The following is a 14,480-nucleotide window of genomic DNA, read 5'->3' as shown; positions in this document are numbered from 1 at the left end:
TTTAATTCTCCCCCCACACCTGAGCGGACCGTTCGTTCTAACGATTCGTAGTCACCCGGTACGACGCCGTACACTGGCCATCGCGAACCGCGAGGCACTGATGGGGCCATCACCCCGGAGCCGCCGGAAGAACAGTCCGTAAGGACCTATTAGAACCGGCAGCGACGCGTGAAGGAAGTGGGTGACCGCATCGATGGTCGCCAAGGAGGGTGGTACCGCGCGGTAACCAGCTCGGTCTGGGTACTTCGTCCCTCGTCAGCACCAGCACTGGCGACGAAGGACACCGAAGATGGCGGCAACCAACAGCTCTGGGCACACCCCGCGAACCCCCTGGCGGCAGGTCCCGGCCCAGGTCGACTTCCCCGCGCTCGAGCGCGAGGTGCTCACCTACTGGGACGAGCACGACACCTTCGCCAAGAGCCTCGAACAGTCCGCCGGCGGCCGGCCGTGGACGTTCTTCGAAGGCCCGCCGACCGCGAACGGCATGCCCGGCACCCACCACATCGAGGCCCGCGTCTTCAAGGACGTGTTCCCGCGCTACCGGACCATGAAGGGGTTCTGGGTCGAGCGCAAGGCCGGCTGGGACTGCCACGGGCTTCCGGTCGAGGTCGCGGTCGAGAAGGAGCTCGGCTTCAACGGCAAGAACGACATCGAGGCCTACGGGATCGCCGAGTTCAACGCCAAGTGCCGCGAGTCCGTGCTCCGGCACGTCGACGCCTTCAACGAGCTGACCGTCCGGATGGGCTACTGGGTCGACCTGGAGCAGCCGTACCGGACGATGGACCCGGAGTACGTCCAGTCGGTCTGGTGGTCGCTGAAGCAGATCCACGACAAGGGCCTGCTGGTCGAGGACTACCGGATCACGCCGTACTGCCCGCGCTGTGGCACCGGCCTGTCCGACCACGAGCTCGCCCAGGGCTACGAGACCGTCGTGGACCCCTCGGTCTACGTCCGCTTCCCGCTGACATCCGGCCCGCTGGCCGGCAAGGCGTCGCTCCTGGTCTGGACGACGACGCCGTGGACGCTGGTCTCCAACACGGCGGTCGCCGTGCACCCCGACGTCGAATACGTCGTCGCTACCGACGGCACCGAGTCACTGGTCGTCGCGGAGCCGCTGCTGGACAAGCTCGGCGAGGGCTGGACGGTCACCGAGCGGTACGCCGGTCGCGACATGGAGCGCTGGACCTATCAGCGCCCGTTCGAGCTGGTCGAGTTCCCCGAGCCGGCGCATTACGTCGTACTGGCGGAGTACGTGACCACCGAGGACGGGACCGGTCTGGTACACCAGTCTCCCGCGTTCGGTGCCGACGACCTCGCGGTCTGCCGGGCGTACGGCCTGCCCGTGGTGAACCCGGTCGACAACGACGGCCACTTCGCCGCGGACGTCCCGCTGGTCGGCGGGCAGTTCTTCAAGAAGGCCGACGAGCCGCTGGTCGCGGACCTGCAGGAGCGCGGTCTGCTGTTCAAGCACGTGCCGTACGAGCACCCGTACCCGCACTGCTGGCGCTGCCACACCCCGGTGATGTACTACGCCCTGCCGTCCTGGTACATCCGCACCACGCAGGTCAAGGACGCGCTGCTCCGCGAGAACGAGAAGACCAACTGGTACCCGGAGTCGGTGAAGTGGGGCCGGTACGGCGACTGGCTGCGCAACAACATCGACTGGGCCGTCTCCCGCTCCCGCTACTGGGGTACGCCGCTGCCGATCTGGCGCTGCGCCGAGGACCACCAGGTGTGTGTCGGGTCGCTGACCGAGCTCGGTGAGCTGGCCGGACGGGACCTGAGCGCCACCGACCCGCACCGGCCGTATGTCGACGACATCACCTTCGACTGTCCGACCTGCGGCGCGGAGTCCCGCCGGGTGCCCGAGGTGATCGACGCCTGGTACGACTCGGGCTCGATGCCGTTCGCGCAGTGGGGCTACCCGTGGGCGGAGGGCTCGAAGGAGAAGTTCGAGAAGACCTACCCGGCGGACTTCATCTCCGAGGCGATCGACCAGACCCGGGGCTGGTTCTACACGCTGATGGCGGTCGGCACGCTGGTGTTCGACGAGTCGTCGTACCGGAACGTGGTCTGCCTCGGGCACATCCTCGCCGAGGACGGCCGGAAGATGTCCAAGCACCTGGGCAACATCCTCGAGCCGATCCCGCTGATGGACGACCACAGCGCGGACGCGGTGCGCTGGTTCATGGCCGCGTCCGGTTCACCGTGGAAGGCGCGCGGCATCGGGCCGAACGTGCTGAACGAGATCGTCCGGAAGGTGCTCATCACCTACTGGAACACCGTCGCGTTCCACTCCCTGTACGCACGGCTGGCCGACTGGTCCCCCGCGGACGCCCCGGCCGTCACCGAGCGCTCGGTCCTCGACCGCTGGCTGGTCAGCGAGACGCACCGGCTGGTCCGGGACACCGACGCGGCGTACGCCGACTACGACACGCAGCGGCTCGGTGCGCTGATCAACTCGTTCGTCGACGTGCTCTCGAACTGGTACGTCCGCCGCTCGCGCCGCCGGTTCTGGGCCGGTGACGCCGGCGCGCTGGCCACGCTGCACGAGACGCTCGAGGTGCTCACCCGGGTGATGGCGCCGCTGATGCCGTTCGTCACGGAACGTGTCTGGCAGGACGTGTTCCGTCCCGTCACCCCCGGTCTGCCCGAATCGGTCCACCTGAGCAGCTTCCCGACGTACGACGAGACGCTGATCGACGACGTCCTGGCGCACCACGTGTCGATGGCGCGGCGGGTCGTCGAGCTCGGCCGGTCGGCCCGGGCCGAGGCGAAGGTGAAGACGCGGCAGCCGCTGACGCGCGCCCTGGTCGGGTCGGCCGCGATCGCGGACCTGTCGCCGGAGCTGCTGCGCGAGATCGCCGAGGAGCTGAACGTCGGCGCGGTCGAGCCGCTGTCCGCGGCCGGCGCCGACCTGGTCGAGTTCTCCGCCAAGGGCAACTTCCGGGAGCTGGGCAAGCGGTTCGCCAAGCAGACGCCGGTGGTCGCGGCCGCGATCGCCGCGGCCGACGCCGGCGCGCTCGCGGTCGAGCTGAAGGAGACCGGGACGGCGAGTGTCGTCGTCGACGGCGAGGACGTGCGCGTCAGCGCGGCCGAGGTGCTGTTGTCCGAGCGGCCGAAGGAAGGCTGGTCGGTGGTCAACGAGCAGGGTGAGACCGTTGCCCTGGACCTCGAGGTGACCCCGGAGCTGAAGCAGGCCGGTCTGGCCCGCGAGGTGGTCCGGACGCTGCAGGAGGCGCGGAAGACCGCAGGCCTCGAGGTGTCGGACCGCATCCGGGTCTGGCTGACCTCGACCGACGCCGAGCTGACCGATGCCCTGGGCAAGCACGCCGACGAGATCGCCCGCGAGGTACTCGCCGTCGAGCTGACCCAGTCGGCGCCGTCGGAGTCGGCCGATGTTGCCACCGGCACCGAAGAAGACCTCCAGCTCACCTACTGGCTGACAAAGGCCTGACCCACCACCCGCAGTTTCCTGGCCCCAGCAGATGTGGGTCGTGGCTCTGCTCGGATACCCAGTGAGGACTTTGAACAAGCAATAACGTGTCCAAGGTCCTCGCCGGGTATCCGACCACGGGGACAAGCCCACGTCTCGGCGTACGGCGCAACCACCTGAACCCAGCGCACGACCTGGCGCGCGCGGACCCTGGCCGACCCGCAGACCCAGCCGATGTGGGTCGTGGCTCTGCTCGGATACCCAGCGAGGACTTTGAACAAGCAATAACGTGTCCAAGGTCCTCGCCGGGTGTCCGAGCACGGAGACAAGCCCAGCTCTGCAGGCACATGCGGCTAGTGATGGGCTTCCGCGGGGCGGGGTGCGGAGGGTTCTGGGATGAGCGTGCTGAGCGTCACCGCGCGACCGACCGGATGCTGGGATACCGCCCTGGCCGCGAGCCGCATGTCGGCGGGGTCGGGAGCTTGATGGTGAAGACGTCCGCGGAGGTACGGCGATGGTCCAGGCGCCATGGGTGAGCTGCATCTGATCGGAGCTGGGGCAGCCGTCGCGGAGTGCGAGGCGGCGTGGGTCGGCGCCGTGGGAAGCAAGTGGCGAGTGTGGGAGGGATGCTCGGTGGCACTCGGCTGCGGGTGAGGCGCGGTACGTCGGCTGCGCTACGGGGAACGCCAGCTGCGCGGCTGGGGAATGACCGCTGGGCGACTGGCGCGGGAGGCTCGGTCACGGGGGGGCGCCGGTTGTCGGCTGCTCGTCGGGCGAGGCTGCGGCGTCTGGCGCGGAAGCGTGGCGCGGGTGCTTCGGTGGGGCGGCGTTGTGGAGTGTGTTCCCCGAGGGCCGGCCGGGGAATCACCCGTGGTACTGAGAGCGTGCGACCTCTGGCTGGGTTCTGACTGCGAGTCACCGTCGAGGGACCCTGTGTCAGAAGTGTCCAGACATGGCGAAGAGGCGGTGCCGCCGGAAAGCACCGCCTCTTCTACGAGGTTTTTTAGACGCCGTGGCCGTGAGCCTGGGCGCGAGCCTCCGGGCGGAAGCCGTTGCGCGGGCTGAGCGTGTCGTCGCCGTTGCCGAGCGCCTTCAGCTGCTCGGTGAAGTACGTCTTCAGGCGGCTGCGGTACTCGCGCTCGTAGGCGTGCAGGTCGTCGATCGTGCGCTCGAGCTGGCCCTTCTGCTTCTCCAGGGTGCCGAGCATCTGCGCGCGCCGCTCGGCGATCTCGCCGTCGAGCTTCTCGGCGCGGGCACGGGCCTCACCGGTCATCCGGTCGGCCTTGCCACGCGCCTCGTTCTCCAGCCGCTCCGCCTTGGCGCGGGCCTCGCCGATGATCTTGTCGGCGGTGTCCTTCGCCTCCTGGACCAGGTCGTCGGAGTGCTTGGTGGCCATCTCCAGCAGGCGCACGGCCGAGCTGGACGCGTCACCGACCGTGCCGGCCGCCGCGGCCGCGCCCGGAACCGCCACCGGCGGCTTGGGCTCCTCTGGCTTCTCGACCACGACCGGGGGCTTCGGCTGCTGCACGACAGGCGGCAGCGCGGCGGTCTGGTCGACGACCGGCCGCTGCTGGTCCGCACCCGCGCGCTGAGCCGCCGCGAGCTTGGCCCGCAGCTCCTCGTTCTCGGCGAGAAGTCGCTCGAGCTCGGCCTCGACCTCGTCGAGGAAGGAGTCGACCTCAGTGACGTCGTAGCCCTCCCGTAGTCGGACGGGCGTGAATTGCTTCGAGCGGACGTCATCCGGCGTCAGCGGCATCTTTCACCTCGTTTGTCTGTGTCTTGGCGGAGTCCCCGTGGCCTGCGCCTTGGCGACTCAGTAGATCACGTTATCGCTTCGTTGTCTTATGACGGAATCGGGGCGGGCGGCAACGCCCCTGCACCCGTACGGCGCCCCGTTCCTGCGGCCCCGAGAATTCCCGTGACACTACCTACCCAGTCCTCGCGATCCTCACCCTCACAACGACCGGATGGCCGTCGAGTTGATGGACATCGCCACCGAGACGATGACGAAGAGCATCAGCATGGACAGGTCGATCCGCACCCCACCGGCCCCGATCGGGGGCAGGATCCGCCGCAACGGCTTCAGGAACGGGTCGGTGATCGAGTAGATCAACTCGAAGAGCAGCAGCAGTGGGCCTTTGGGGTGCCACTGCGGCGCGAACATGACGATCAGACTGAGAACGAACCTCGCCACCAGCACCAGGAAGAAGGCGAGCAGGACCCAGCTGAGGACACCGAGGACGATCGCGAGAGCATTCATGTCGTCAATGAGTGTAGAAGACGGCGCAACGGGCCAGCCATCCAGAGCGTCAACTCTGGTTGTAGAACCCGTCCGCGGCGATCTTCTCCTTCTCCTCCGCGGCGACCGTGACGTTCGGCGGGCAGACCAGGAACACCTTGGTGGTGATCCGCTCGATGGAGCCGCGGCAGCAGAAGATCAGCCCGGCGGCGAAGTCCACCAGCCGCTTGGCGTCGGCGTGGTCCATCTCGGTCAGGTTCATGATGACGGGCGTGCCGTCGCGGAAGTGCTCACCGATGACGCGCGCCTCGTTGTAGCTGCGCGGGTGCACGGTGGTGATGCGGGCCAACTCGGTAACCTCCGGGGACGGCGCGACCCCGCGCCGGTCTGGGAACTTGCTGACCGTGGCACCGCTCGGCTCGGGACGCTCCTCGCGGTGCTCCCGGGTCTCGCGGCTCTCCCGGCCGGCGGGTACCGGCTCAGTCTCCTGGGAGTCCCCGTCGACGGAGTCGTCGTACTCTTCGTCGTACTCGTCGTCGTACGTGTCGTCATAGCGGGCGTTGTAGCGCTCACCGTCCTCGACCAAGCCGAGGTACACACCCATCTTGCGCAGTGCGCCGCTCATGGCCCCTCAGCACCTCGATCCGGTTCGGCGACAACTTCGACGACAACAGTGAGCAGGAAGGAAACCTGCTCGATGTCGACACTAACCCAGTGGAGTGCGCGTACCGAGTAATGCGCGCCCGAGCCGAACGTGTGTCGCACCCTGCTTGATCGCGGCCTCCAGATCGCCGGTCATCCCGGCCGAGATCCAGTCCGCACCAGGGTGTTCGGAGCGTAGCCGGGACGCTACTTCCCGCAGTCCGGCGAAGGCCTTTTCCGGGTCCGAACCCAGTGGTGCGACAGCCATCACACCGCCGAGTTCCAGCCCGTCGGCGGCCGCGATCGCGGCGGCCAGTTCCGGTACGTCGGACGGCGCGACGCCACCGCGACTCGCGCCCGTCGCCGCATCCGCGGAGCCGTACGCCGCGAGACTCACCTGGATCAGGCAGCGCACCGACTTCTCCTCGGCGAGCGCGGCCTTCGACAACGCGTCGACGAGTGACGTGCGGTCGACGGAGTGCACGGCCGAGGCATATCTCACGACGGAGCGGGACTTCTTCGACTGCAACTGCCCGACGAAGTGCCAGGTGAGGCCGGGGCAGTCCGGCGCCTTCTGCTTGAGCTCCTGTTCGCGGTTCTCACCGACGTCGCGGACCCCGAGGCCCGCCAGCGCCCGTACGTCGCTGATGGGGAAGGTTTTGGTGATCGCCACGAGGGTGACCTCCTCCGGGGCCCTCCCGGCCGCCTGACAGGCCTTCTCGATCCGCTCCCGCGCTTGCTCGAGATTGGCCCGCAGCTCGTCCGCCCGCGTGGTCATCGCGCGGCCAGCTTGATCAGGCCCGCCATCCGGCCACTTTCCGGACCTTCGCGACGGTACGAGTACAGGTTCTCGGACTCGATCGTGCAGGCGGTCGCGTCGACCACCTCGACGTCGAGTTCGGCCAGTTGCGCCGTCACCCCGGCGGCGACGTCGATCGCGGGTGTTCCCCAACTCGTCTCGGAGTACGACGCCGGCACCCGTTCCGCGACTTCGGCCCGCATCGCTTCGGGGACCTCGTAACACTTCCCACACGCGTACGGCCCGAGTACGGCGGTGATACCCGAGGCACCGAGTGCGCGCATCGCGTCGACGGTCGCCGGGACGATGCCGACGTACATGCCCTTGCGGCCCGAGTGTGCGGCACCGATCACACCGTCGGCGTACAGCAGCACGGGGAGACAGTCGGCGGCGCGGACGGCCAGGACCACGTCCGAGCGCGTCGTGACCAGTCCGTCGGCCTTCGGCATCGACCGGATCGGCAGCTCGTCCCCCGGCGCGACGACGTGCACATCCCGGCCGTGCACCTGGCTCACCCGAACGACGGCGTCCGGTTGCACTCCGAAGGTTTCCGCGATCAGGTGGAAGTTCGCGGCGATCCGGTCCGGGTCCTCACCCGACCCGCCCAGGTTCAGCCCGCCGTACGGCGGTTGGCTCGCGCCACCGAAGCGGTCGGTGAAGGCCATGCGAACACCCGGGCGAACCTCGTCGTAGCCGAACACGACTGAAGGTTACCCAGCGGCGACCGCCGCGCCCAGCACCGTCCGCGCCTCGTCCGTCACACCGTTGCGCTCCGGATCCGGCGGTAGCGCGAGCACCTGCTCGGCCGCCCGCCGACAGGCCTCGGCGAAGGCACGATCGGCCGGTACGTCGAGATCGGGAACGACCCCGGCGCCTTCCCAGTTGGTGCCCGAGATCGGGTTCACCGCCCGCGCCAGGCGGGGCCGTCGCCGAAACGGTGAACACCCGCCGACCGCCTCGTGATGAGGCGGTCGGCGGGTGCTCGAAGTCGACTGCCGCGAGGGGTGCGCGCGGCGATCGGAGTACGAACTACTTGAGGAAGTCCGGGATGTCGAGGTCTTCCTCGGGCTCCTGCTTCTTCGGCCGGTTCGCCTGCCCGGTGCTGCCGGGGGTGCTGGCGGACGTGTTGCCGGAGGTGGCGTTGCTCGGGCCGTGGGTCGGCCAGGAGTGCTGGGTCGACGGCGAGGCCGGGGTGTGCGGCGCCGGCTGCGCCGACTGCTGACCGGACTGCACCGTCCGGACGCCGTCACCGGCCGGCGGCCGCGCGGAGTTCGTCGTACCGACACCGGGCCGCGGCTCGGTCGGCGCCGGCACCGGGACCGTGTCGTCGGTCGGCGCCGGCGGCATGGTCGGCGTAGTCGGCATGGTCGGCATGGTCGGCATGGTCGGGGTGCTCTGGCTGCTGGGCGGCGGGTTCCCGGCCGAGGACTGCGCATTCGGGACCTGACCCGGACCCGGTTGGCCCGGCTGCTGCGTCGGGCCAGGCTGCTGGACCGGCGGCTGGGCAGGGGGCGGGGTCTGCGTCGGCTGGGCAGGCTGCGTGGGCTGGGCCTGCTGGCCGCCCGGCGCGGTCGAGCCACCGGACATCGGCGCCGAGTAGCCACCCTGCGACGACGGGCGGGACGACTGTGGTCGCGCCTGGTTCATCGCCTGCTCGCGGCGCTTCGGCATCCCACCGTCGAACCCGGCCGCGATCACCGTGACCCGTACCTCGTCGCCGAGGGCGTCGTCGATGACCGCACCGAAGATGATGTTCGCGTCCGAATGCGCGGACTCCGACACCAGCTGGGCGGCCTCGTTGATCTCGAACAGACCCAGGTCGGAGCCACCGGCGATCGAGAGCAGGACGCCGTGCGCGCCCTCGATACTTGCCTCCAGCAACGGAGACGAGATGGCCGCCTCGGCGGCCGCGACCGCGCGGTCCTCGCCACGGGACGAGCCGATGCCCATCAGGGCGGAGCCGGCGTTCGACATGACCGCCTTGACGTCCGCGAAGTCCACGTTGATCAGACCGGGCGTGGTGATCAGGTCGGTGATACCGGAGACACCCTGCAGCAGCACCTGGTCGGCCTGCTTGAACGCGTCCAGCACCGACACGGCGCGGTCGGAGATGGTCAGCAGCCGGTCGTTCGGGATGACGATCAGCGTGTCCACCTCCTCGCGGAGGGTGCTGATGCCGTCCTCGGCCTGGGTCGCGCGGCGCTTGCCCTCGAACGAGAACGGCCGGGTGACGACACCGATGGTCAGCGCGCCGAGCGAGCGGGCGATCCGGGCCACGACGGGCGCGCCGCCGGTGCCGGTGCCGCCGCCCTCGCCGGCCGTGACGAAGACCATGTCGGCGCCCTTCAGCGCCTCCTCGATCTCCTCGGCGTGGTCCTCGGCGGCCTTCTGCCCGATCGCCGGGTTCGCCCCGGCGCCGAGGCCGCGGGTCTCCTCGCGGCCGATGTCGAGCTTCACGTCCGCGTCGCTCATCAGCAACGCCTGGGCGTCGGTGTTGATGGCGATGAACTCAACGCCCTTCAGACCGTGCTCGATCATCCGGTTGACGGCATTCACGCCGCCCCCGCCGATACCAACGACCTTGATGAGTGCCAGGTAGTTCTGCGGTGCCGCCACGTCCGCGCCTCTCGCCTCGTTCGTTTCCCGTTGTCCAGCGAAAAGACTGAACCTCAAGTGAATGCTTAGACTTATGTCAACTTTAGATTACGACGCACGGTACGGGACGCTTCCGGGCAAAGTCCACGCGCCTCGCCGCGCGTGCTCCCGGATGTGATCCGTCACCGTTTTTCCCCTTTGGTGACAGGGAGATCGGGCGCCGAGACGTCGTACACCTTCGCCTGCCGCTTCATCAGCACGCTGAGTACGCCGGCCTTGCGCTCGCTGTCATCGGAACTGCCCCACACCACCTTCACCCCGGAGCTGAGGTTCAGGGTGATCGAGTCCGGCGACGCTGCCGAGATCGAACCCACCTGCGCCCGCAACGTGTCCGGGAGGGCCGCCGACACCGTCACCACCGAGTGGATCGTGACGTCGCGGCGCACCCCGGTGATCTTCGCCTCCGGCAGCCCGGCCGGCCGGTCCGGCACCGTCCGGTACGACGTCCCGGTGGCGTCCACCAGCTCGTACCGCGAGCCGTCCGTGACCACCACCACCGGAACCCGCTCGGTGACGACGATCACGATCTTCCGCGGCCAGGCCCGGGTCACCTGCGCGTCGGCCACCGCCGGAATGGTGCGCACCCGCTCCGCGATCGACCGCAGGTCGACCTTCGCCAGCGGGGTGCCCAGCGGCGCCGCGGCGGTCTGTTCGATCGTTGCCACCGGCACCGTGTCGGCACCGCTGATCCGGACCCCCGAGACCGCGAACGCGGAGGAGAAGTAGAACAGCCAGACGACCAGCCCAGCCAGCACGGCCAGGCCGCCGCCGATGGCCCAGGGCAGCCAGCTCCGCCACCGCACCAGCCGTTGCCGGCGCGCGAACCGCTGCTGTGCCCGAGCCAGATCGACGCTCTGGCTCATTCAACAAACCCCACCCTTTTACTCCACCACAGGTGCGAGCGCGTCCGCGGGAGACTCGCGGGTGGCGGCGCGTTCGGCCAGCAAACCAACGACTTCCGGGCCGATCAGCGTCACGTCGCCCGCGCCCAGCGTGACTACCAGGTCACCGGGCTCGGCGAGGTCCGCGACCAGCTGCGGTACGGCGGACCACGACGGCTCGAAACGCACCTGCTCGGGCTTCAGCGGCACGTGGTTCGCGATCAGCGCCCCGGTGACGCCGGGCTCCGGGTCCTCGCGGGCGGCGAAGATGTCCATCACCACAACCTCGTCGGCCAGCGACAGCGCCTCGGAGAACTCGGTCGCGAAGATCCGCGTCCGGCTGAACAGGTGCGGCTGGAAGCAGGCGATCACCCGCCCCTCCCCCGCCACCTGCCGCGCCGCGGTCAGGTCGACGGCCAGCTCGGTCGGATGGTGCGCGTAGGAGTCGAACACCCGGACGCCGTCCTCGAGCCCCTTGAACTCGAACCGCCGCCCGGTCCCGGTGAACGCCGCCAGCCCCTCGGCCAGGTCGGCCGCGGAGAACCCGAGCCCGAGCCCGACAGCGAGCGCCGCCGACGCGTTCAGCGCGTTGTGCTTGCCTGCCTGCTGCAGGTTCACCGCCGGCAGCTTGCGGCCGCGGTACACCGGTACGAACGACTGCGTCGCCCCGGTCGCGGTGATCTCGGTGACCCGCAGGTCCGCGTCCTCGGCCTCGCCGTACGTCCGGACGTCGATCCCGAGGTCCCGGGCGTACGACGCCAGTCGCCGGGCGCCCGCGTCGTCCTGGCAGATCACCATGAAGCCGCCCGGCAGCACGCGCCCGCAGAACTCCTCGAACGCCTTCCGGTAGCTGGCCTCGTCGCCGTAGTTGTCCAGGTGGTCCGGCTCGACCGACGTGACGATCGACACCTCGGGCGCGTAGGTCAGGAACGACTTGTCCGACTCGTCGGCCTCGGCGACGAACAGGTCACCGTTGCCGTCGTGGGCGTTCGAGCCCGACTCGTTGAGGTTCCCACCGATCGCGTACGACGGATCCGCGCCGCAGTGCTGCAGCGCGACCGTGAGCATCGACGTGGTGGTGGTCTTGCCGTGCGTGCCGGCGACCGCCAGCGTCCGGCGCCCGACCATCACCGACGCGAGCGCGGCGGCCCGCGGCAGGATCGTGATCCCGGCGGCGCGGGCGGCGACCACCTCGGGGTTGGTCTCGCGGATCGCGGTCGACACCACCACGGTGTCGACGTCCTGCACGTGCTCGGCGGCGTGCCCCACCCAGCAGGTGGCGCCCAGCGCGCGGAGCGCGGCGAGCACCTTGCCGTCCTTGGCGTCCGAGCCGGACACCTCGATCCCGCGGGAGGCCATGATCCGGGCGATACCGGACATGCCGGCGCCGCCGATTCCTACGAAGTGCACCCGGCCCAGCTTCTCGGCCGGGAGCAGGGTGTCAGGAGCGGTGACGATCACGAAGCAGACCTCACCACATCGAGGATGATCCGCGCCAATCGTTCGTCGGCGTCGGTCCGGATGACACCGGTCGCTGCTGTGGACATGGCAGTGAGACGCTCGCGGTCGAGCAGAAGTTGGGGCACGTTCTCCCGCACCCAGTCGACGGTCAGCGTCGCGTTGTCGATCAGGACGCCGCCACCCGCGTCGATCACGGGTTTCGCGTTCAGCCGCTGCTCACCGTTACCGATCGGCAGCGGGACGTAGATCGCGGGCAGGCCGACGCCGGACACCTCGGTGACCGTGTTCGCGCCCGAGCGGCAGACCACCAGGTCCGCGGCGGCGTACGCCAGGTCCATCCGGTCGACGTAGTTCAGCACGACGTACGGGTAGCGGCCGGTCAGCGGGGCCTCGAGGGTGTTCTTCGGGCCGATCGCGTGCAGCACCTGGATGCCCGCGGCCTGCAGGTCCGCGGCGGCGCCGGAGATCGCCTCGTTGATCCGCTGCGCGCCCTGTGAGCCGCCGGTCACGAACAGCGTCGGCGCGTCCGGGTCGAGGCCGAAGAACTGCCGGGCCTCGGCGCGCAGCGCGGCCCGGTCCAGCGTCGAGATCGCCCGCCGGATCGGCAGGCCGACGTACTCGGCGTGCGGTAGCTCGCTGCCCGGGAACGACGTCTTCACGTGCTGCGTGCAGTAGCGGGCGGCGAACTTGTTGGCGATCCCCGGGACCGCGTTGCCCTCGTGCACGACGATCGGGGTCTTCCGCCGCCAGGCGGCGACGTACGCCGGGGTGGACACGTAGCCGCCGAAACCGACCAGGACGTCGGCCTTCGCCTCGTCCAGCGCCTTCCGGGCGGCGCCGACCGAGGCCAGCATCTTCCCGGGGACGGCCAGCAGCGCGGGCGTGGGTTTGCGCGGCAGCGGCACCGGCGGGATCAGCTCGAGCCGGTACCCGGCCTCGGGGACCACCCGGGTCTCCAGGCCGCGCTCGGTCCCGAGGGCCAGGATCTCGATGGTCGGGTCGATCCGGCGCAGGGCGTCGGCGGTGGCGATCAGTGGTGAGGTGTGGCCGGCGCTACCGCCACCGGCCAGAACGATGCTGGGCACAGCTTTCAACGCTCCCGCGGGTTCACTTGTATGACATACGCCGCGAGGGCAACCACCCGAACCGGGGCCGCCTGGTCTCTTTCAGGGCGGCCTGCGCGCCGGGCTCGGCCTTCGCGAAGGACAACAGCATGCCGATCGCGATCAGCGTCGGCAGCAGTGCGGAACCACCGTACGACAAAAGCGGGAGCGGGATACCCACGATGGGTAGCAGTCCGATCACGGCGCCGAGGTTGACCAGGGTCTGCGCCATGATCCAGATGGTGATCCCGGCCGCCGCATAGCGGACGAACGGCTCGGTGTTCCGGGTCGCGATCCGCACCCCGGCGTAGGCCATGGTGAGGAACAGCGCGAGCACGGTCAGCGAGCCGACCAGGCCGAGCTCCTCACCGATCACCGAGAAGATGAAGTCGGTGTGCGCCTCCGGCAGGTTGCTCCACTTCTGCCGGCTGTTGCCGATCCCGACGCCCCACCAGCCGCCGGTCGAGAGCGCGTAGAACGAGTGGTACGCCTGCCAGCCGACCGTGGTCGGGTCCGCGAACGGATCCAGGAACGACGTGACCCGCTCCATCCGGTACCGCTCCGCGTTCACGAAGTACGTCGCCACCGCGCCGACCACCACGATCGTCGCGACGAACAACCGGGTCGGCGCGCCGACGATCCAGATCATCCCGATCATCACGGCCATCAGGACCAGCGCCGTCCCGAGGTCGTGCTGGCCGACCACCAGGGCGATCAGCAGGCCGCACACCGGGACCATCGGCACCAGCAGGTGCTTCCACTGGGTGAGCAGCTTCTCCTTGCGCGCGTACAGGTCCGCGCACCACATCACCATCGCCAGCTTGGCGAACTCACTCGGCTGGATCTGCAGCGGTCCGCCGAGGTTCAGCCAGTTGGTGTTGCCGTTCACACCGACGCCGAGGCCGGGGATGTACGTGAGCACCAGGAGGAACATCGAGCCGAGCAGAGCGACGTACGCGAGCATCCGGAAGTGCCGCGGCGTCATCCGCGAGGCGACGTACGCCATCGGGAGGCCGACACCGACCCAGATCAACTGCCGGACGAAGATCGTGTAGCTGTTCCCGTTCACCCGCAACGAGAGCACGCTGGACGCGGACAGCACCATCATCAGCCCGAGCACCAGCAACAGGCCGGTCGCCCCGAGCACGATGTGGTACGACGTCAGCGGCCGGTCGAGCACGTCCTTGATGGCCGCGATCCACGGGCGCTCGGCACTCGTCTGCTTCTTCTGATCCGGCTGATCGACGACCGATGTCACACGATC

12 protein-coding genes are annotated in these 14,480 nt (G+C 69.3%); 1 reads left to right on the top strand and 11 read right to left on the bottom strand.

Going from position 1 to position 14,480, the window contains the following annotated elements; all coding sequences use genetic code 11:
- Positions 1–289: 289 nt before the first annotated feature.
- Positions 290–3,457, top strand: coding sequence for an isoleucine--tRNA ligase (ileS, locus tag ACFYRH_RS13085; RefSeq protein WP_387772880.1), 3,168 nt, complete (start codon positions 290–292; stop codon positions 3,455–3,457).
- A gap of 982 nt (positions 3,458–4,439) precedes the next feature.
- Here ileS and ACFYRH_RS13080 read toward each other — a convergent pair.
- The 11 genes from ACFYRH_RS13080 to ftsW form a co-directional block, all read right to left on the bottom strand.
- The gene (locus ACFYRH_RS13080) at positions 4,440–5,192 is read right to left on the bottom strand and encodes a DivIVA domain-containing protein (RefSeq protein WP_387772877.1); all 753 of its coding nucleotides are present in this window, start codon (positions 5,190–5,192) and stop codon (positions 4,440–4,442) included.
- Between the two features lie 198 nt (positions 5,193–5,390).
- Positions 5,391–5,696 (bottom strand): YggT family protein, encoded by a 306-nt coding sequence (locus tag ACFYRH_RS13075; RefSeq protein WP_387772874.1) that lies wholly within the window; start codon positions 5,694–5,696, stop codon positions 5,391–5,393.
- Positions 5,697–5,745: 49 nt separating this feature from the next.
- The gene (locus ACFYRH_RS13070; protein ID WP_387772871.1) at positions 5,746–6,300 is read right to left on the bottom strand and encodes a cell division protein SepF; all 555 of its coding nucleotides are present in this window, start codon (positions 6,298–6,300) and stop codon (positions 5,746–5,748) included.
- Between the two features lie 81 nt (positions 6,301–6,381).
- A complete protein-coding gene (locus ACFYRH_RS13065; protein ID WP_387772868.1) occupies positions 6,382–7,095 on the bottom strand; it encodes a YggS family pyridoxal phosphate-dependent enzyme in 714 nt (237 codons plus the stop codon).
- Entirely contained in the window at positions 7,092–7,781 is a 690-nt protein-coding gene (gene pgeF / locus ACFYRH_RS13060) for a peptidoglycan editing factor PgeF (protein ID WP_387772865.1), read from the bottom strand. The genes ACFYRH_RS13065 and pgeF overlap by 4 nt, the downstream gene beginning before the upstream one ends.
- A 45-nt stretch (positions 7,782–7,826) precedes the next feature.
- A complete protein-coding gene (locus ACFYRH_RS13055) occupies positions 7,827–8,021 on the bottom strand; it encodes a hypothetical protein (protein ID WP_387772862.1) in 195 nt (64 codons plus the stop codon).
- Positions 8,022–8,145: 124 nt separating this feature from the next.
- Positions 8,146–9,732, bottom strand: a complete 1,587-nt coding sequence (gene ftsZ / locus ACFYRH_RS13050; RefSeq protein WP_387772859.1) for a cell division protein FtsZ — start codon at positions 9,730–9,732, stop codon at positions 8,146–8,148.
- A 161-nt stretch (positions 9,733–9,893) separates the two neighbouring features.
- A complete protein-coding gene (locus tag ACFYRH_RS13045) occupies positions 9,894–10,634 on the bottom strand; it encodes a cell division protein FtsQ/DivIB (RefSeq protein ID WP_387772856.1) in 741 nt (246 codons plus the stop codon).
- Positions 10,635–10,652: 18 nt separating this feature from the next.
- Positions 10,653–12,113, bottom strand: coding sequence for a UDP-N-acetylmuramate--L-alanine ligase (gene murC / locus ACFYRH_RS13040; protein ID WP_387772853.1), 1,461 nt, complete (start codon positions 12,111–12,113; stop codon positions 10,653–10,655).
- Entirely contained in the window at positions 12,110–13,198 is a 1,089-nt protein-coding gene (murG, locus tag ACFYRH_RS13035) for an undecaprenyldiphospho-muramoylpentapeptide beta-N-acetylglucosaminyltransferase (protein ID WP_387772850.1), read from the bottom strand. Before murG ends, murC begins: the two co-directional genes overlap by 4 nt.
- A 22-nt stretch (positions 13,199–13,220) precedes the next feature.
- Positions 13,221–14,474, bottom strand: coding sequence for a putative lipid II flippase FtsW (gene ftsW, locus ACFYRH_RS13030; RefSeq protein WP_387772847.1), 1,254 nt, complete (start codon positions 14,472–14,474; stop codon positions 13,221–13,223).
- Positions 14,475–14,480: the final 6 nt, after the last annotated feature.

The sequence above is a fragment of the Kribbella sp. NPDC004875 genome (assembly GCF_042873375.1).
Lineage (GTDB): Bacteria > Actinomycetota > Actinomycetes > Propionibacteriales > Kribbellaceae > Kribbella.
Note: the sequence above shows the minus strand (reverse complement) of the source record. Positions and strands in the feature narration are given on the sequence as shown.